This window comes from Paenibacillus sp. GP183 (assembly GCF_900104695.1).
In the GTDB taxonomy this organism is placed as follows: Bacteria; Bacillota; Bacilli; order Paenibacillales; family NBRC-103111; genus Paenibacillus_AI.
The window spans coordinates 3,572,396-3,592,405 of record NZ_FNSW01000001.1 but is presented as its reverse complement, the minus strand read 5'-3'; the positions used below and the strand labels follow the sequence as shown (position 1 = coordinate 3,592,405).

At 47.3% G+C, this 20,010-nt stretch carries 11 protein-coding genes, 1 tRNA gene and 3 rRNA genes; all 15 read right to left on the bottom strand.

Going from position 1 to position 20,010, the window contains the following annotated elements:
- Positions 1 to 76: 76 nt before the first annotated feature.
- The 15 genes from BLV33_RS17695 to gyrB all read right to left on the bottom strand — a co-directional run bounded on the left by BLV33_RS17695 (position 77) and on the right by gyrB (position 19,996).
- Positions 77 to 445, bottom strand: coding sequence for an S-layer homology domain-containing protein (locus BLV33_RS17695; protein WP_090794576.1), 369 nt, complete (start codon positions 443 to 445; stop codon positions 77 to 79).
- A 194-nt stretch (positions 446 to 639) separates the two neighbouring features.
- Positions 640 to 1,242, bottom strand: a complete 603-nt coding sequence (locus BLV33_RS17690) for an S-layer homology domain-containing protein (protein WP_090794573.1) — start codon at positions 1,240 to 1,242, stop codon at positions 640 to 642.
- A 287-nt stretch (positions 1,243 to 1,529) separates the two neighbouring features.
- Positions 1,530 to 1,614, bottom strand: a tRNA-Ser gene (locus BLV33_RS17685).
- Positions 1,615 to 1,695: 81 nt separating this feature from the next.
- Positions 1,696 to 2,982, bottom strand: a complete 1,287-nt coding sequence (serS, locus tag BLV33_RS17680) for a serine--tRNA ligase (RefSeq protein WP_090794570.1) — start codon at positions 2,980 to 2,982, stop codon at positions 1,696 to 1,698.
- A 95-nt stretch (positions 2,983 to 3,077) separates the two neighbouring features.
- Complete coding sequence (pdxT, locus tag BLV33_RS17675) at positions 3,078 to 3,656, bottom strand: pyridoxal 5'-phosphate synthase glutaminase subunit PdxT (protein WP_090794568.1); 579 nt, start codon at positions 3,654 to 3,656, stop codon at positions 3,078 to 3,080.
- A complete protein-coding gene (gene pdxS / locus BLV33_RS17670) occupies positions 3,656 to 4,537 on the bottom strand; it encodes a pyridoxal 5'-phosphate synthase lyase subunit PdxS (RefSeq protein WP_090794565.1) in 882 nt (293 codons plus the stop codon). The genes pdxT and pdxS overlap by 1 nt, the downstream gene beginning before the upstream one ends.
- Positions 4,538 to 4,636: 99 nt before the next feature.
- A complete protein-coding gene (locus tag BLV33_RS17665) occupies positions 4,637 to 6,019 on the bottom strand; it encodes a D-alanyl-D-alanine carboxypeptidase family protein (RefSeq protein ID WP_090794563.1) in 1,383 nt (460 codons plus the stop codon).
- Positions 6,020 to 6,136: 117 nt separating this feature from the next.
- On the bottom strand, positions 6,137 to 7,594 hold the full coding sequence (gene guaB, locus BLV33_RS17660; RefSeq protein WP_090794560.1) for an IMP dehydrogenase: 1,458 nt from the start codon (positions 7,592 to 7,594) through the stop codon (positions 6,137 to 6,139).
- A 121-nt stretch (positions 7,595 to 7,715) separates the two neighbouring features.
- Positions 7,716 to 8,912 carry a putative glycoside hydrolase gene (locus BLV33_RS17655; protein ID WP_253187098.1) on the bottom strand — a complete coding sequence of 399 codons (1,197 nt, stop codon included), beginning with the start codon at positions 8,910 to 8,912 and terminating at the stop codon, positions 7,716 to 7,718.
- Positions 8,913 to 9,011: 99 nt separating this feature from the next.
- Positions 9,012 to 9,128: ribosomal RNA gene (gene rrf / locus BLV33_RS17650) — 5S ribosomal RNA — on the bottom strand.
- 136 nt (positions 9,129 to 9,264) lie between these two features.
- Positions 9,265 to 12,190, bottom strand: a 23S ribosomal RNA gene (locus BLV33_RS17645).
- Between the two features lie 248 nt (positions 12,191 to 12,438).
- Positions 12,439 to 13,985, bottom strand: a 16S ribosomal RNA gene (locus tag BLV33_RS17640).
- Together the 16S, 23S and 5S rRNA genes form the textbook arrangement of a ribosomal RNA operon.
- 425 nt (positions 13,986 to 14,410) lie before the next feature.
- A complete protein-coding gene (locus tag BLV33_RS17635) occupies positions 14,411 to 15,481 on the bottom strand; it encodes an HD-GYP domain-containing protein (RefSeq protein WP_090794558.1) in 1,071 nt (356 codons plus the stop codon).
- An 86-nt stretch (positions 15,482 to 15,567) separates the two neighbouring features.
- Positions 15,568 to 18,042: a DNA gyrase subunit A gene (gyrA, locus tag BLV33_RS17630; RefSeq protein ID WP_090794555.1), complete on the bottom strand. Its 2,475-nt coding sequence runs from the start codon at positions 18,040 to 18,042 to the stop codon at positions 15,568 to 15,570.
- 43 nt (positions 18,043 to 18,085) lie between these two features.
- Positions 18,086 to 19,996: a DNA topoisomerase (ATP-hydrolyzing) subunit B gene (gene gyrB / locus BLV33_RS17625; protein ID WP_090794553.1), complete on the bottom strand. Its 1,911-nt coding sequence runs from the start codon at positions 19,994 to 19,996 to the stop codon at positions 18,086 to 18,088.
- Positions 19,997 to 20,010: the final 14 nt, after the last annotated feature.

Sequence of the window (20,010 nt, the reverse complement as noted above, 5' to 3'; positions counted from 1 at the left end):
GGGCTTTTTATACGACTGCACAAAAAACACCTAAAAGAAAGGACACGGAAATTCCACCATGTCCTCTCATGAATATTTATAGTGATGGTGAAGGTGCAGGACTGGTTGTGGGTGTCGGTGTAGCAGGCACAGTGATGTATCCTTTATCAGATAATGATTTAATAATTTTAATGACTTCAGCCCTGGTTATAGGTGAATTAGGGTGAAAAGTAAGGTCTGGATACCCATCAATAATGCCTAAATTTGCTCCCCATTGAACTTTATCCGTGTACCAATCATATGGAACATCAGTAAATTGAGTTGGCATCCCTGGTGCAGTGGTTGCGAAAGGCCTATACCCGCGATTATCATTCAGCGACTTGGTTTTGATGCCATTTGCAGTACATCCTGCCAATAAAGTTGAAGAAAGCAAAACCGAAGTTAAAGCAAGGCTTATTTTGTTCATCTCTTTCACTCCTTTATTTGTTTATACTTATGATTTACAGGAGTGAGTGGAAACAAACAAACCAGATCGAACGAATGTATGGAAAGGAAGTCAAACTTTTCAAATCGAGGCGGTCTACACCATCTTCAGCTAAAGGGAACGTTAGTCAAAATAAAAACGCCCAAGGGTTTATCCCAAGGGCGTTTTTACATAAACTATGCTTTCGGTGTAAATTTCACAGATTGCAAACCACTAATTTTAATATTTTGACCGTTAACCAAATCTATTGTGATGTTATTGACATAACTTGGATCTGTACCAAGAATTTCATTTACGCTTGAAATTCCGCTTGGATCAGTTACAAAGAAGTTACCGCCATTATTAGTTGTTGATACGACATATCTTCCTGCGTTAATGTCTTTACCAACGTAGAATGTGCCAGTTCCAAGCGTTATTTCATTGGCTGTTGGTGCTGGTGTTGGTGCTGATGTTGATGTTGGTGTTGGTGTTGGTGTTGGTGTTGGTGTTGGTGTTGGTGTTGTGGTCACTGGCTGTTGCGACTTATTTACTGTGATTACACCAGTATCTGCAAGGTTTTTAAGAACCTGTGCTAATTGTCCTCGTGTTACTGTTTGCTCACCACCAAAATATCCATTCCCCAGACCGGTCATTAACCCTTGATCTTTTGCCCACTCAGCCGCGGGTGTCCACCAACCATTATCTTGGAAATAACCGTTAGAAGCCATTGCAAGTCCCGAAGTAGTAAAAACTGCAGTGGTTACAACACCTATTAGAAACCCCTTTATAGTTTTGTTCATTTAAAATTCTTCCTCCACTCTCTAAATTTTTCTAATCTACGATATATAAGATTACTACTTTACTAGCATTTGATCATTAGATGAATGATGGTATATGTGGGTCAATAATCCAGTTTTAGCCGGCTTGGGTTAACATGCCAGGGGTTTATAAACACCGCACAGGCGTTTTTTAAGCGGTAAAACGAAAAAACGCAGCTAGACCGCCTAATGAACGGTAACTGCGTTTAAAGTCTTAAGTCACATATACGCCGTTATATCAACGTTTTTGATGTGCAGGTATGTAGGTACGGAGAGGGTGGGATTCGAACCCACGGAGGCTTGCACCTCGGCGGTTTTCAAGACCGCTGCCTTAAACCACTCGACCACCTCTCCATGAAGGTGTTCTCGGGGTGAGAACATCCACACACAGTGACAAAAAGCATTGTAGCACAGATCAGGAAGCCTAATCAAGTTCTAATTTCTAGGATGGCTAATGACCTGAACCTTATTCATGTAGGGAACGAGGACATCCGGAATCTTGATGGATCCATCTGCTTGCTGATAGTTCTCCAGGATGGCTGCCACCGTTCTGCCTATTGCGAGACCCGAACCATTCAGCGTATGGACGAATTCCGGCTTTGCCTTAGGATCTCTACGGAAGCGGATATTCGCTCTACGGGCTTGAAAGTCCTCGAAGTTGCTGCAGGACGAAATTTCCCTGTACGTGCCGCTGCTGGGCAGCCAGACCTCCAGATCGTAGGTTTTCGCTGAGGAGAAGCCAAGGTCCCCTGTGCATAAGGTTAAAACACGGTAAGGCAGCTTCAACAATTGAAGCACCTTTTCCGCATGTTGAGTGAGCTTCTCCAGCTCTTCGTATGAATCCTCCGGCTTAACGAGCTTAACCAGCTCAATTTTGTTGAATTGATGCTGACGGATCAATCCGCGCGTATCCCGCCCGGCAGACCCAGCTTCAGAGCGAAAACAAGCACTAAAGGCGACATAATTGGCAGGAAGCTGTTCGCTGGACAAGATATCATCCCGATGATAGTTGGTTACAGGAACCTCAGCCGTAGGAATGAGAAAATATTCCGAATTCTCCAGTTTGAACACATCTTCTTCGAACTTCGGCAGCTGTCCGGTCCCCGTTAAGCTGTCGCGGTTTACAATGTAGGGAGGAAGCATCTCTACATAGCCATGCTCATCACTGTGCAGATCCATCATAAAGTTCAGTAATGCCCGCTCCAAACGTGCACCAAGCCCTTTATAAAAAACAAACCTCGAGCCGGTCACCTTCGCGGCAGCCTCAAAATCAAGAATGCCCAGCTCCTGAGCCAGCTCCCAATGCGGTTTTGCTTCAAAGCCAAGTTTCGGCGCCTCGCCAACACGCCTGATTTCCACGTTATCATCCTCAGAATGACCAACCGGCACGCTGGCATGCGGCATGTTGTAGATGGACAGCACAACCTGCTGCAGCTGCTCGTCCAATAAACGTATCTCATCATCCAGCGCCTTGATTCGGTCACCGACATGCTTCATTTCCTCTATGAGATTATCGGCATTTTCGCCTGAACGTTTACGTACTGCAACTTCCTGCGAAACGGTATTGCGGCTGTTTTTCAACTGCTCCGTTTCCTGCAGCAGCTCTCTGCGCTTGATATCCAGTTCAGTAAATCCTTTTAGCTCTTCGATCCGCTTGCCGCGGTTATTCATCGCGGTCTCTACGGCCGCCATATCCGTACGTAGCAGTTTAATATCAAACAAGGAATGTTCCTCCGATAGCCTAATATAGTGGTTTATAAGGAAGAAAGCACCCAGACCGCGTAGGAACGGTAAGTCTGAGGTGCTTAAAGTTTTCCTTATGCCTGTCTTTCTTTGACCATATCCAAAAAATAAGCATGCATCCGATAATCATCCGTAAGCTCTGGATGGAAGGAAGCAGCCAGCAGATGGTCCTGCCTCGCGGCTACTATCTGTCCTTGATACGTGGACAGCACTTCAACGCTATCTCCGACCTTCTCTATGAGCGGAGCCCGAATGAATACGGCCCGAACACGTTCATCGATCCCTTTGACCGGCAGATCCGTCTCAAAGCTCTCTCGCTGACGTCCAAATGCGTTGCGAGCCACCGTCATGTCCATCAGCTTCAGATGAGCATCATCCTGCCCTGAAATCTCTTTTGCAATGATGATCAAGCCCGCGCAGGTCCCAAAAATCGGTTTTCCTTTATCGGAAAATTGCTTCATCGCCTCTATAAAACCGTATGTGCGCATCAGCTTGCCGATAGTGGTGCTCTCTCCGCCAGGTATAATCATACCTTGAACATCATCCAGCTGCTCGGTTCGCTTAACCACTACACCTTCGCCGCCGGCTTGTTCAATTCCCCGAATGTGCTCAGCTACCGCGCCTTGAAGAGCAAGAACACCAATCTTGACCATTACCAGCCGCGCTCCTGCATCCGCTGAGAAGCATCCAGCTTGGAAATCTCAATTCCCTTCATGGGGGTGCCAAGATTCTTGGAAACTTCAGTGATCAATTTGTAATCCGTGTAATGTGTAACAGCTTCAACGATAGCTTTTGCAAATTTCTCAGGATTGTCTGATTTGAAGATACCAGATCCCACAAACACGCCGTCAGCGCCTAAATGCATCATCAGAGCAGCATCGGCCGGAGTGGAGACACCGCCGGCTGCAAAGTTTACAACAGGCAGCTTGCCTGTTTCATGAACATGCAGCAGCAGCTCATAAGGAGCTCCCAGGTTTTTGGCTTCCGCAAATAATTCATCCAGCGATAATGCTTGAACCTTGCGAATTTGCCCTACGATCATACGCATGTGACGAACCGCTTCTACAATATTGCCGGTTCCCGGCTCACCCTTGGTACGAAGCATAGAGGCGCCTTCCCCGATTCTGCGAAGGGCTTCACCTAAATCTCTGGCTCCACAAACGAAGGGGACGGTGAACTCTCTTTTGTTAATATGAAATACTTCATCTGCAGGCGTCAAAACTTCACTCTCGTCAATATAATCAACGCCCATGGACTCGAGCATTTTGGCTTCAACGAAGTGTCCGATTCTCGCTTTGGCCATAACCGGAACGGTAACAACCTTCATGATTTCCTCGACCATGGAAGGATCCGCCATACGGGCTACCCCGCCAGCAGCGCGAATATCAGCAGGTACTCGTTCCAAAGCCATAATAGCCGATGCGCCGGCAGCCTCTGCAATCTTGGCTTGCTCGGCATTCATCACGTCCATGATGACTCCGCCTTTTTGCATTTCAGCCATGCCTCTTTTTACAACTGATGTTCCAGTTTCCATCTTATTTATACCTCCCTGATATTCAAACGAAAAAATAGGCTTCTTCAGCTTCTAATGAAATATATTACATGATGAAGATACATTATACAACCCATGAAGTTACGCTTTAAACATCCCTTTGACACCTTTGAACATATCCGCGAAGAAGGTATTGATCGACCTGAACAGCAAGCGGAAAAAGCTGCCTTTACCCACATCCTCATTCGCGATCAAATCCACGGTCAGCTGTTTTCCCTCATACGTTACCGTCGCTGTCCCCAGCTTGTCGCCTTTGGCGATAGGTGCAACCAATTTGGCATCTTCTATTGGAGCGGCCGTTATTTTAAAATCTTCAGGCTTCGCGCCTTTTTTTGCTACAAACGTCATCCCTGTTTTCGTTACAACCGGAACTTCCGTTTTTACGCCTTTTTTGATGCTGACCATTTTTAATGCGTCTATTTCCTGCTTGGCATTGAGAAAAGGTTTTATTTCAAAATTAGTGAACCCGAAATCCAGCAGCTTTCTCGTTTCATCAAAACGCTTCGATTCCTTGGTCGTACCCATGACGACACTGATCAACCGCATCCCGTTACGCTCCACGGTTCCAGTGAAGCAATATCCGGCATCATCCGTGCTTCCAGTCTTAAGTCCATCCAGTCCCTGATACGCATATTTTTTATAGTTGATATTGCTCTGATTGCCATCCAGCATCCAGTTCCAGTTGATCATCGGGGTTTTATCCGACTCTCTTAATTTTTGCGCAGGAATCTTGGTAAAATCTAGCACTTCCTTGTGGTCTTTCAACAGATTATAGGCCAGAATGGCCGAATCTTTGGCGCTCATCAAGGTCTCGCCCTGAATATTCGCAGGGACGTTCTTACCAAGATCCGCTCGCGACAACCCTGTAGAACTTATAAAATGAGCTTTGTCGGACATACCCAACTGCTTGGCCTTATCATTCATCATATTCGCAAAACCTTCCTCAGTGCCCCCAATTCGCTCAGCTAATGCAACAGAAGCATCATTCGCCGAGTAGATGGACATGGCTGAGAACATTTGCTTGACCGTTAGTTTCTCACCTTCTGCTATGAGCTGGCCAGAGCCGATAACATCAGCTGCATTTTTACTGGCCGTTACGATATCATCCCATTTTATTTTTCCATTAGCTATATTTTCCAATACTAGATATTCTGTCATCATTTTGGTCATACTGGCAGGGGGCAGAGGAACATCCGCTTGATATTCATAGAGTATTTGTCCGGTGGTAGCTTCCATCAAAATAGCTGATTTTACATCAAGCTTTAAATCCGTAGCCGTCGTTGGAGCCGGTGCGGTTGCAGCCGGTGATGGCACCGGGGTAGCCTTGGCCCCGCTCGTCGTATTAGCCTTTGTTCCACCCGTTGCTGCCTGAACCGTAGAGGGTTGTATATGAAAAAGAGAAGTTTGCACCAACAAACTGACTCCTAGCACCAAAGCGACTTTATTCTTGCAAAAACCGGACATTCTCACTTCTTCACTCTCCCAATTGTTTTATTTCACGTAACATTGTAACACACCCTAGTAGACAAAAAAAAGAAGACAAAGGTTCATTCCTCTGCCTTCATTTCGAACTGCTTTATTTTATAATGAATAGTTAGGGGATTCTTTGGTGATTTGCACGTCATGCGGATGGCTCTCTCTAAGGCCGGCACCCGTGATGCGCACAAACTGTGTATCATGTATAAGTTCCTGAACGGTTCTAGCTCCGCAATAGCCCATGCCTGATCTCAACCCACCAACCAGCTGGTAGATCGTATCAGCTAAAGCTCCTTTATACGGGACTCGTCCTTCAATGCCTTCCGGAACAAGCTTGCTTTCATTCTCTTGAAAATAACGATCTTTACTGCCGTCTTTCATCGCACCTAGCGAACCCATGCCCCGATATACCTTGAATCTGCGGCCTTGGAAAATCTCTTGTTCACCCGGGCTCTCTTCCGTTCCTGCAAAAAGGCTGCCGATCATCACAGCGCTCGCTCCAGCAGCAATAGCTTTTACGACATCACCCGAATATTTGATCCCGCCGTCCGCAATAATGGGTACATTATAGGCTCTTCCTACTTCCGCACAGTCATAAATCGCCGTAATTTGAGGTACACCGATACCGGCAATGACCCTAGTCGTACATATTGAACCCGGTCCAATACCGACTTTAACCATGGACGCGCCTGCTTCAATCAGATCACGGGTACCGTCTCCTGTTGCTACGTTTCCTGCTATGATAGGCAGCTCCGGATATTGATTTCTGAGTTTTCTTACAGTGTCAGCAATGTTAATATGATGGCCATGAGCGGAATCTACGACAATAACATCGATTCCTGCCTTCACCAGAGCGGCTGAGCGCTCCATGACATCTTTGGATACCCCAACCGCTGCACCCACTAATAAACGCCCCTGAGGGTCTTTCGCCGCGTTAGGGAACTGGATCGCTTTTTCAATATCTTTAATCGTTATTAGCCCTTTTAACTCGTTATTCTCATCGACTAGAGGCAGTTTTTCAATTTTATGCTTTTGCAAAATGCCCTCTGCTTGTTGAAGCGTTGTCCCAACTGGAGCCGTGACTAATTCATCATGAGTCATCACTTCTTTAATTTTGATCGAATAGTCATGAACAAAGCGCAAATCCCGATTCGTCAAAATACCCACGAGTTTATGTTCCTCATTCACAATCGGTACACCCGAGATCCGGTATTTGGCCATTAAAGCTTCAGCATCGTAAACATGATGGTCCGGTGTTAAAGAAAATGGGTTCGTGATAACTCCGCTCTCCGATCTCTTCACACGATCCACTTCTTCCGCTTGCTGTTCAATAGACATGTTCTTATGAATAATACCAATACCGCCTTCACGAGCTATGGCGATGGCAAGAGCAGCTTCCGTCACTGTGTCCATGGCAGAGCTGATAAAAGGTATGTTTAATTTCACATTAGGGGACAACACCGTCGTTACATCGATTTCCTTACCGAACACGTCCGATTTCCTTGGCACCAGCAACACATCGTCAAACGTTAACCCTTCCTTGCCAAACTTGTCCTCCCTCACTACGATAAATACCTCCTCTTTCGCCTATATATTATATGCAATAGTAACAAAAGCTTATTTTTAATGTCAAGGGAAAGCTCTATGTCGATTTTTTCCTTCTACTTCGGTGGTTGCTTTGCGATTAGCGATAGGAGTAGGTGCAATGGGAATTCCATAAAAGAAACTCATCAATCCCTTGTTCGTGGGCCGCTTTAATTTGTTCTTTGACATCCAGAAGACCATAGTTTTTATGAGGGTACACCCAGGTTGCTGTAAAATCCTGAAACCAGGGCCTGATCCTCGCAGCGCTTTGTTTGGATTGAAGCAATTGCTCATTTTTCTTCCTGGCATCCGCAACCGCCCTGTTAATCACCAAATAAGGTTGCAAATCCGGATTTGCAATGCCATATATTCCTTTGGAGTAATGCGAGGGATACAGCATCGGGGAGATCACATCCACCTCTTTACTGATCAGCGACCACTCCTGTCCAATACCCATATCCTGCTGCGACGATGTCGTTAAGCCGAAAACATCAACGGACACTATCGCTTTGGTACCTATTTGGGATTTCGCCCTCTTGAGAAAAGCTTCAATCACTTGAGCCTTGGACCAGCCATGAGTCTGTTCAAAATGAACTTCTTCATCCATCTTACGGCCATTTTCCGGGAAACGCACATAATCGAATTGGATTTCATCAAAACCCATCTCAGCCGCCTCTTGGGCAATGTCAATATTATAATCCCAAACCTTTTCTTTATAGGGATCCACCCAGGAGACGCCTTTGTTGTCTCTCCAAACAGCACCGGACTTGCTTCTGATCGCAAAATTGTTTTTACGGTTACTTAAATAGGGGTCCTTAAAAACAACAACCCGCGCTATTGTATAGATCTGCTTGCTCTTAAGCAGCTTTAACTTCTCCTTGAGATCTGGAATCAGGAGGTTGCTGTTCGCTCCGATCTCCTTCACCAAAGGAACAATTGAGGGATAAGTCACTTGACCCGAATCCGTTTTGAGATCAATCACCATGGCGTTTAAATCGGTTGTATCCACTAAGTGAAGCAGTTGATTAAATTTCTCGCTATGTAAGGAATGTGCCGATACGTAAATGCCCTTGACAAGTATTTGAGCAGGCGTAGCTTTCGTTAAGGTTGAAGCTGGGCGATTGGGAAGGTCCATCGAAGATGGCAATGGCGGCTTGTAATCAGCCTTATTTTGCGCAGTACAACCCGACAAGACCAGGCTTAATATTGCAAAAACCAGCATGGTTAAAAAAGCAGCTTCCCTATTCGTCGATGACCGAACCCAGTGCTTGGCGGTATTGTTTGGCTTGAGTCTCATAAAACCCCTCCTTTATAGGGTAGTATGAGTTAAATAGGCGCAACGTAGCATAACAAAAAAAGAGTCTTTCTGGAAAAATTACCAGAAAAACTCTTTTTTGCTTGGCAACGTTCTACTCTTCCAGAACCCTGCGGTTCAAGTACCATCGACGCTGGAGGGCTTAACGGTCGTGTTCGAGATGGGAACGTGTGGTTCCCCTCCGCCATCGTCACCAAACGGAATGTTTCTGCCAAGAAACATCAATAACTTTTTCAGGCAGGCTTGCTCCCTGAAAACTAGCAGCGAAACGAACATTAGCGTGTGTGTTGACTTAGATTTTGCTTCCGAAGCCAGCTTTCCTCCGGAAAGCTCTTAGGTTAAGCCCTCGACCGATTAGTATTCGTCAGCTGCATGGGTTGCCCCACTTCCACCTCGAACCTATCTACCTCGTCGTCTACAAGGGGTCTTACTGATTGGGAAATCTCATCTTGAGGGGGGCTTCGCGCTTAGATGCTTTCAGCGCTTATCCCCTCCGTACATAGCTACCCAGCTATGCCTCTGGCGAGACAACTGGTACACCAGCGGTACGTCCATCCCGGTCCTCTCGTACTAAGGACAGCTCCTCTCAAATTTCCTGCGCCCGCGACAGATAGGGACCGAACTGTCTCACGACGTTCTGAACCCAGCTCGCGTACCGCTTTAATGGGCGAACAGCCCAACCCTTGGGACCTACTTCAGCCCCAGGATGCGATGAGCCGACATCGAGGTGCCAAACCTCCCCGTCGATGTGGACTCTTGGGGGAGATAAGCCTGTTATCCCCAGGGTAGCTTTTATCCGTTGAGCGATGGCCCTTCCATTCGGTACCACCGGATCACTAAGTCCGACTTTCGTCCCTGCTCGACCTGTTTGTCTCGCAGTCAAGCTCCCTTATGCCTTTGCACTCTGCGAATGATTTCCAACCATTCTGAGGGAACCTTTAAACGCCTCCGTTACATTTTAGGAGGCGACCGCCCCAGTCAAACTGCCCACCTGACACTGTCCCCATACCGGATCACGGTACCAGGTTAGAACCTAGGTACGATCAGGGTGGTATCCCAACGGCGCCTCCACCTAAGCTGGCGCTCAGGCTTCTACGGCTCCCACCTATCCTGTACAGATCGTACCCAAGTCCAATATCAAGCTGCAGTAAAGCTCCATGGGGTCTTTCCGTCTTGTCGCGGGTAACCTGCATCTTCACAGGTATTAAAATTTCACCGGATCTCTCGTTGAGACAGCGCCCAAGTCGTTACGCCATTCGTGCGGGTCAGAATTTACCTGACAAGGAATTTCGCTACCTTAGGACCGTTATAGTTACGGCCGCCGTTTACTGGGGCTTCAATTCATAGCTTCACCTTGCGGCTGACCACTCCTCTTAACCTTCCAGCACCGGGCAGGCGTCAGCCCGTATACTTCGCCTTGCGGCTTCGCACAGACCTGTGTTTTTGCTAAACAGTCGCTTGGGCCTTTTCACTGCGGCCCCCTCGGGCTATTCACCCTACCGAGGCACCCCTTCTCCCGAAGTTACGGGGTCATTTTGCCGAGTTCCTTAACGAGAGTTCTTCCGCGCGCCTTAGAATTCTCTTCTCGCCCACCTGTGTCGGTTTGCGGTACGGGCACCTTCGCCTGGCTAGAAGCTTTTCTTGGCAGCTTGAGTACATGACCTTCGGTACTGTAATTTTCCCTCCCCATCACAGCCCAGCCTTATCGATGTGCGGATTTACCTGCACACCAGCCTCACTGCTTGGACGAGCTCTTCCATCCGCTCGCGTCTTTCCCCTTCTGCGTCACTCCATCACTCATAACGGCTGCGGTGGTACAGGAATTTCCACCTGTTGTCCATCGACTACGCCTTTCGGCCTCGCCTTAGGTCCCGACTTACCCTGAGTGGACGAGCCTTCCTCAGGAAACCTTAGGCTTTCGGCGGATCAGATTCTCACTGATCTTTTCGTTACTTATACCGGCATTCTCACTTGTATGCGCTCCACCTGTCCTCACGGTCAGAATTCAACGTACATACAACGCTCCCCTACCCAAGTGCAAATCTTGTTTGCACGAGCCATAGCTTCGGTGGCGTGTTTAGCCCCGTTACATTTTCGGCGCAGAGTCACTCGACCAGTGAGCTATTACGCACTCTTTCAATGGTGGCTGCTTCTAAGCCAACATCCTGGTTGTCTGGGCAACTCCACATCCTTTCCCACTTAACACGCACTTGGGGACCTTAGCTGATGGTCTGGGCTGTTTCCCTCTTGACAATGGATCTTAGCACTCACTGTCTGACTCCCGGATCTAAGTTTGTGGCATTCAGAGTTTGACTGGACTTGGTAACCCTTGGCGGGCCCCGCACCCAATCAGTGCTTTACCTCCACAACTCATTATCCGAGGCTAGCCCTAAAGCTATTTCGGGGAGAACCAGCTATCTCCGAGTTCGATTGGAATTTCTCCGCTACCCCCACCTCATCCCCGAATTTTTCAACATTCGTGGGTTCGGGCCTCCAGTGAGTGTTACCTCACCTTCACCCTGGACAGGGGTAGATCACACGGTTTCGGGTCTACGCCTGCATACTCATGCGCCCTATTCAGACTCGCTTTCGCTGCGGCTCCGTCTTTTCAACTTAACCTCGCATGCAAACGTAACTCGCCGGTTCATTCTACAAAAGGCACGCCATCACACATAGAAAGTGCTCTGACTTTTTGTAAGCACACGGTTTCAGGTTCTTTTTCACTCCGCTTCCGCGGTGCTTTTCACCTTTCCCTCACGGTACTGCTTCACTATCGGTCACTAGGGAGTATTTAGCCTTGGCAGATGGTCCTGCCGGATTCCGACGGGGTTTCACGTGTCCCGCCGTACTCAGGATCCGTCTAGGGGTTTCGCTTGGTTTGGGCTACAGGGCTTTTACCTTCTTTGCCGGGCCTTTCCAGACCTCTTCACCTACCAAGCTAACCCCATGTTGACGTCCTACAACCCCAGGGAGCAAGCTCCCTGGTTTGGGCTTCTCCGCGTTCGCTCGCCGCTACTGACGGAATCACTTTTGTTTTCTTTTCCTCCAGGTACTTAGATGTTTCAGTTCCCTGGGTATGCCTCCAACTATCCTATAAATTCAGATAGTGGTGACTGCGCATTACCGCAGCCGGGTTCCCCCATTCGGACATCCCCGGATCAAAGCCTGCTTACGGCTCCCCGAGGCATTTCGTCGTTCGCCACGTCCTTCTTCGGCTCCTAGTGCCTAGGCATCCTCCGTGTGCTCTTTCTAGCTTAACCATGCTGATTGCTCAGCGGTTTCTAGAAACATTCATTTGTTGTGACACAAATGATGCTTAAAGGATTTACGTGCAACCGTTAGGTTGTCACGCTCTAAGTTTCACGCTTTTTGTTCGTTTCGCTATCTAGTTTTCAAGGAACAAAGGTTGAAAGGCATTACCCTCTCAAAACTGACAACGAGTGAAGAAGAAGTTTGTGAAGGCTAAGCCTTCTTGACTGAGCGCATCGCAGCGCTCAAGTCTCCATAGAAAGGAGGTGATCCAGCCGCACCTTCCGATACGGCTACCTTGTTACGACTTCACCCCAATCATCTACCCCACCTTCGGCGGCTGGCTCCCTTGCGGGTTACCCCACCGACTTCGGGTGTTGTAAACTCTCGTGGTGTGACGGGCGGTGTGTACAAGACCCGGGAACGTATTCACCGCGGCATGCTGATCCGCGATTACTAGCAATTCCGACTTCATGCAGGCGAGTTGCAGCCTGCAATCCGAACTGAGACCGGCTTCTAAGGATTCGCTCCAGATCGCTCCTTCGCTTCCCGTTGTACCGGCCATTGTAGTACGTGTGTAGCCCAGGTCATAAGGGGCATGATGATTTGACGTCATCCCCACCTTCCTCCGGTTTGTCACCGGCAGTCACGTTAGAGTGCCCGACCTTACTCGCTGGCAACTAACATCAAGGGTTGCGCTCGTTGCGGGACTTAACCCAACATCTCACGACACGAGCTGACGACAACCATGCACCACCTGTCTCCCCTGTCCCGAAGGCCTAGCTTATCTCTAAACTATTCAGGGGGATGTCAAGACCTGGTAAGGTTCTTCGCGTTGCTTCGAATTAAACCACATACTCCACTGCTTGTGCGGGTCCCCGTCAATTCCTTTGAGTTTCACTCTTGCGAGCGTACTCCCCAGGCGGAGTGCTTACTGTGTTAACTTCGGCACCAAGGGCATCGAAGCCCCTAACACCTAGCACTCATCGTTTACGGCGTGGACTACCAGGGTATCTAATCCTGTTTGCTCCCCACGCTTTCGCGCCTCAGCGTCAGTTATAGGCCAGAAAGTCGCCTTCGCCACTGGTGTTCCTCCACATCTCTACGCATTTCACCGCTACACGTGGAATTCCACTTTCCTCTCCTACACTCAAGTCCACCAGTTTTGGATGCGCACCGGGGTTGAGCCCCGGCTTTAAACATCCAACTTACTGAACCGCCTGCGCGCGCTTTACGCCCAATAATTCCGGACAACGCTTGCCCCCTACGTATTACCGCGGCTGCTGGCACGTAGTTAGCCGGGGCTTTCTTCTCCTATACCGTCACAGCCAGAGCAGTTACTCTCTGACTCGTTCGTCTAGGGCAACAGAGCTTTACGATCCGAAAACCTTCATCACTCACGCGGCGTTGCTCCGTCAGACTTGCGTCCATTGCGGAAGATTCCCTACTGCTGCCTCCCGTAGGAGTCTGGGCCGTGTCTCAGTCCCAGTGTGGCCGTTCACCCTCTCAGGTCGGCTACGCATCGTCGCCTAGGTGAGCCGTTACCTCACCTACTAGCTAATGCGCCGCAGGCCCATCCAAAGGCCACAGATTGCTCCGTGTTTCATGGCACCTTCATGCGAAAGCGCCAATTATTCGGTCTTAGCTATCGTTTCCGATAGTTATCCCGATCCTTCAGGCAGGTTGCCTACGTGTTACTCACCCGTCCGCCGCTGACTCATCCCCGAAGGAATAAATCCGCTCGACTTGCATGTATTAGGCACGCCGCCAGCGTTCGTCCTGAGCCAGGATCAAACTCTCCAATAAAGTTGCATCATTACCGAAGTAACAACGGCTTTTATTCTCAAGCTTAAACAGCTCAAAATTTAAAAACTGGCGAGATTTCTCTCGTTTTGAGTTGATCTCATAGCTGAGATTTCCCTCGTTTTTGATCGGCCTAAGGCCGATCGCTTCTTCACTCGTTGTTCAGTTTTCAAAGAACAATAACTCTCTCTTCAGCGACTCTCTTTCGAAAGCCGGATGACTAATATATCATGGCGCCAGCTCAATAGCAACTTGTATGTTTTTCCAGATCGTATTCTGTTCCAACGCTGCAATTGTTCATGTTTCTTTTTTAGCGGCAACTTTTATATATTAGCACGGATGCCTATGTCATTGCAATAACAAAAAAATCCCCCCGCGCAGAGGGACTTTTTATGTACGTGAACGATGGACAAGCAAATATATCGCTATTAAATAAGACCTATGACATCTTTGATAAACAAGGTTCTTTCCGTAGCTAAGTTGACAATGGATCCATTCACATTGACCCAAGGGCGGGTAGGATTCGATCGATCGGAGAAAACAATCTCTCCAACACGATTGTCGCTTAGCTTAACAAGCGTGCCATGGCCGAACTGAGTGGTTCTATTAATAAATACTTGAACCATGGAAGGATCCAATTTCCCGAAAGATTCGGTAAACAATTGCTCCAAGACCAAGTAAGGCGACATACTTGACTTATAAACCCGATCATTGGTCATAGCATGATAAATATCCGAAATAGCAACTATTTTAGCGAAGGAATGGATCTTATCACTTTTTACACCCAGCGGATACCCGGAGCCGTCTTCCCGTTCATGATGCTGCAGGGCGCACAATTTGGCACCTTCCGTGAGAGCGGGGACATTCTTCAGAATGGCATAACCGGCAATTGTATGCTTCTTCACTTCATCCATTTCAGAATGGGTCAAAGCTTTCTTTTTGGCCAAAATGAGTTGATCTACTTTCACATTACCTATATCATGAAGCAAACCGCCAAGCGCAACTTGCAGCAAATCCTTTTGCGGGACTCCAATCCATTTGGCTAACGTATAAGAGGAGAGGCTCACCATGATGCTTTTATGATAAATATAATCGCCTATATTGGCATTTCTCGGTGAAAAGGTAAGTACCTTATATTGTTCAATATGTAGAAGTAGAGCTTCCAATCTTGTTCGGATATCTAAGATAGGAAGACTTTGACCGCCATTGGCAAGATTATATACATGCCTTAACAAGTTCAGCATGTTGTGGTATTCCAAATAAAAAGGATGGATCACGATCGCATCTTCTTTTGTTTTTGACTCCTCTACAAGCTCTTCATTATCTGCACCATTTTTGGATTCGATAGGGACCGATTGAATGAGAAATGCCTTGAGAATTTCGATATCTCTTTCCGAAACCACCTTACCTTTATAAAAAAGGATGTTTCCGAGCTTCGTAAGCACATTTTCACTAAGTCTTTCACCATACTTCAATTGAGCTACAGCCATCATAGGCACAAATACTCACACACCTTACTTCTTCTTGTACTATTATTGTAAAACAAAAAGGATGGGTTTGTAAGTCCCATCCTTGAAATTTTTTACTATTCTTGATCATCCATTTCGTCTGTTTCATCCAAAAGGTCATTGGGATCGTCACTTTTTTGAACACGAGCCAAGGTTGCTACTTCATCATCGTCTCTGATGTTGATCAATCGAACTCCTTGCGTGTTTCGGCCCATCATGGATATGCCGGACATACTTGTACGAATGACGGTACCCAGAGCAGTAATAATCATCAAATCTTCTTCATCATCAACAATCTTAAGGCCGACTACGGGACCGTTCTTGGCAGTTACATTTAGCGTCTTAATCCCTTTACCCCCGCGGGATTGAATCCGGTATTCCGAAACAAGCGTACGTTTACCGAAGCCCTTCGAGGTGACGATCAACACACTGTTGTGTTCTGCCACGACGTCCATATCGATTACCGCATCATCTTCCACCAAGGAAATGCCTTTTACGCCGGTGGCTGATCTTCCCATCGACCGTACATCCTGTTCAGGGAAGTGAATCGACATGCCAAGCTTGGTGCCCATGATGATGGCTTTATTTCCGTCTGTGAGCTTGACTCCGATTAGATCATCGTCTTCTCGCAAGTGAATGGCAATTAACCCGCCCTTACGGATATTCGAATAATCGTTTATCGGCGTTTTCTTCACAATTCCTTGCGTAGTCGCGAAGAAGAGATATTGTTCGGATTCAAAGCTCTCCACAGGAATTACGGCATTGACGATTTCACCCTGTTCAATTTGGATCAGGTTGATGATCGGTGTCCCTCTGGCTGTGCGGCTTAAATCCGGAATCTCATAAGCCTTTAACCGATAGACCTTACCTTTGTTCGTAAAGAACATCAAATAATGATGGGTATTGGTTACAAAAAGATGCTCAACAAAGTCATTATCCTTCGTATCCATCCCTACAACTCCGCGGCCGCCGCGCTTCTGGTTGCGGTAGGTCGTAACCGGCAGGCGTTTGATATAACCGGTATGCGTAATCGTGATGACGACATCCTCACGAGGGATCAGGTCTTCGTCTTCGATGCTTTCCAGGCCGATCGTAATTTCGGAACGTCGATCATCGCCGAACTTTTCTTTAATTTCATTCAGCTCTTCACTGATGATCTGGAGAATCAGCTGCTCATCGGAGAGTATCGCCTTGTATTCGGCAATTTTTTTCTGCAGCTCGGCATATTCGCTTTCAATCTTCTCCCGCTCCAAGCCGGTTAAGCGCTGCAGACGCATGTCGAGAATCGCTTGGGCTTGATCTACACTTAGGCTGAATGTGCTGATGAGCCCTTCTCTGGCTTCATCGGTTGTCTGTGAAGCACGAATGAGCGCAATGACTTGATCCAGATGATCCAAAGCAATACGCAAGCCTTCCAGAATATGAGCGCGGGCTTCCGCTTTCTTCAGATCATATTCGGTCCGGCGGCGGATAACTTCCTGCTGATGCTTCAAATAATGGAATAACATATCGCGCAAATTGAGAACCTTGGGTTCCCCGTTCACCAGAGCCAGCATATTAATACCAAAATTGGACTGCATGGCCGTTTGTTTGTACAAGTTATTGAGCACAACACTTGGCGTCACATCTCTGCGAAGTTCAATCACAATCCGCATTCCATTACGGTCGGATTCATCACGAAGATCGGTGATGCCGTCTATTTTCTTCTCACGAACAAGCTCGGCTATTTTCTCAATTAATCTAGCTTTATTCACTTGATAAGGAAGCTCGTGCACAAGAATTTTTGCTTTGTTATTCACTTCTTCAATAACTGCTTTGGCCCGCATGGTCACTGAGCCTCTACCTGTTGCATAAGCTTGTTTAATGCCTTCGCGGCCGAGAATAAATCCACCGGTAGGGAAGTCAGGGCCTTTAATGGATTGCATGAGATCCATGGGTCCAATCTGTGGATTCTTAATTAACAGCTGCAATGCTTCAATGACTTCCCCCAGATTGTGCGGAGGAATATTGGTCGCCATCCCAACTGCAATACCTGAGCTACCGTTTACTAATAAATTGGGAAACCGCGAAGGAAATACTACAGGCTCATTCTCTTCGCCGTCATAGTTGGGTTTATAATCTATCGTTTCCTTATTGATATCACGAATCAATTCCATAGCAATCTTGGAAAGGCGGGCTTCCGTATAACGCATAGCTGCAGCCATGTCGCCATCAATGGAACCAAAGTTACCGTGGCCGTCGACCAGCATATAGCGCAGTGAGAAATCCTGGGCCATACGAACCATGGTTTCGTATACAGCGCTGTCACCGTGCGGATGATATTTACCGATGACCTCTCCGACGATTCTCGCCGATTTTTTATAAGGTTTGTCCGGAGACATGCCAAGCTCTGACATTGCGAATAAAATTCGGCGGTGAACCGGCTTTAGGCCATCTCTGACATCAGGAAGGGCACGACTTACAATAATGCTCATCGCATAGTCCATAAAAGAGGTGCGCATTTCCGATCCGATGTCGATTTCTTTCACTTGTGAACGTATTTCTTCGGACATTCTTTGATCCTCCTGAAACTGACTTCGTAAGCATAGTCAAAAGTTAAATATCTAGATTTTTTACATACTTCGCATGCTCTTGAATAAAATCTCTGCGAGGCTCCACATTGTCTCCCATCAGGGCATCGAAGATCGTATCGGCATCAATAGCATCTTCAATCGTTACCTGCAGGAATGTACGGCTGTCCGGATCCATGGTCGTTTCCCATAGCTGTGTCGGATTCATTTCTCCCAAACCTTTATAACGTTGAGTACTCACTTTGCTGCCCTCGCCAAATTCCTGCATGATGGCATCTTTTTGCTTATCATTATAGGCGTAACGAACGATTTTATTTCTTTCGAGTTTATAGAGCGGAGGCTGTGCAATATATACATAGCCGACTTCAATCAGCTTCCTCATGTATCTGTAAAAGAATGTAAGCAACAGGGTCCTGATATGAGCGCCATCGACATCGGCATCGGTCATAATGACGATTTTGTGATATCTTGCCTTGGCAATATCGAAATCATCGCTGATGCCGGTGCCCAGAGCTGTAATGATCGCACGAATTTCCGTATTGGATAAAATTTTATCCAAACGCGCTTTCTCAACGTTCAGAATCTTACCGCGCAGCGGAAGAATCGCTTGAAAATGACGATCGCGCCCTTGCTTGGCTGAGCCGCCTGCTGAGTCTCCTTCCACGATGTAAACTTCGCTGATTGAAGCATCTTTGGAAGAACAGTCGGCCAGCTTACCAGGAAGAGAGCTTACTTCCAATGCGCTCTTGCGCCGTGTTAATTCCCGCGCTTTACGCGCAGCTTCTCTCGCTCTGGCAGCTTGAACGCCTTTTTCCATGATCTTCTTGGCTACAGCTGGATTTTCATTTAAAAATTCCTGCAATTTTTCAGCAAATAGCGATTCAACGATACCGCGGACTTCACTGTTGCCAAGCTTCGTCTTCGTCTGGCCTTCGAATTGCGGTTCTGGAATTTTAACCGAAATAATCGCAGCAAGCCCTTCACGGACGTCTTCTCCGGAGAGGTTGGAATCATTATCCTTGATCGTGTTCGATTTACGGGCATAATCATTTAAAATCCGCGTCAAGGCGCTTTTGAAGCCAGATTCATGCGTTCCGCCTTCGTGCGTGTTGATGTTGTTGGCAAATGAATAAATATTTTCCGTATAGCTGTCATTGTACTGAAGCGCGATTTCGATATTGATATTGTCCTTGGTGCCCTCTACATAGATCGGATCCTGATTGACAGGTTCCCGATTCCGATTCAAAAACTCGACAAAGGATACAATCCCGCCTTCGTACATGAAGGTATGGGCAGCGTCGGTTCGCTCGTCAAGAAGATTGATTTCCAGTCCTTTATTTAAAAAAGCGAGCTCTCGGATACGTGCCTGCAACACATCATAATCAAATTCCGTAGTTTCCGTAAAAATCTCGTGATCCGGCGTAAACGTAATCTGAGTGCCGGTTTCCTCGGTTTCTCCAATCACCTTGATATCATACTGCGGAGCCCCGCGGTGATATTCCTGTTGATAAATTTTGCCTTCTCTCTTTACCTGGGCGACCAGTTTCTCGGATAAAGCGTTCACAACTGAAACACCTACTCCGTGTAAACCGCCGGATACCTTATAGCCCTCGCCGCCAAACTTTCCGCCGGCATGAAGGACGGTTAAAACAACCTCCAGCGTGGACTTTTTCAATTTGACATTCTCTCCAACCGGAATTCCGCGGCCATTATCGATCACAGTTACACTGTTGTTCTTGTGAATAATGACATCAATTTTGGTGCAATGTCCGGCTAAAGCTTCGTCGATACTATTATCGACAACCTCCCAAACGAGATGATGAAGTCCCCGGCTGCTGGTTGAACCGATATACATACCCGGCCGCTTACGCACAGCCTCTAATCCTTCCAGAACTTGAATCTGACTCTCATCATACGTATTTTGATTCAAAGACATGATATCCTTCACCT

What these genes read in the sequence shown, in the direction of transcription:
- BLV33_RS17695 (WP_090794576.1), bottom strand. Translation starts at nt 445, where the DNA reads ATGAACAAAATAAGCCTTGCTTTAACTTCGGTTTTGCTTTCTTCAACT.
- BLV33_RS17690 (WP_090794573.1), bottom strand. Translation starts at nt 1,242, where the DNA reads ATGAACAAAACTATAAAGGGGTTTCTAATAGGTGTTGTAACCACTGCA.
- pdxT (WP_090794568.1), bottom strand. Translation starts at nt 3,656, where the DNA reads ATGGTCAAGATTGGTGTTCTTGCTCTTCAAGGCGCGGTAGCTGAGCAC.
- pdxS (WP_090794565.1), bottom strand. Translation starts at nt 4,537, where the DNA reads ATGGAAACTGGAACATCAGTTGTAAAAAGAGGCATGGCTGAAATGCAA.
- BLV33_RS17665 (WP_090794563.1), bottom strand. Translation starts at nt 6,019, where the DNA reads ATGTCCGGTTTTTGCAAGAATAAAGTCGCTTTGGTGCTAGGAGTCAGT.
- BLV33_RS17655 (WP_253187098.1), bottom strand. Translation starts at nt 8,912, where the DNA reads ATGAGACTCAAGCCAAACAATACCGCCAAGCACTGGGTTCGGTCATCG.
- gyrA (WP_090794555.1), bottom strand. Translation starts at nt 18,042, where the DNA reads ATGTCCGAAGAAATACGTTCACAAGTGAAAGAAATCGACATCGGATCG.
- gyrB (WP_090794553.1), bottom strand. Translation starts at nt 19,996, where the DNA reads ATGTCTTTGAATCAAAATACGTATGATGAGAGTCAGATTCAAGTTCTG.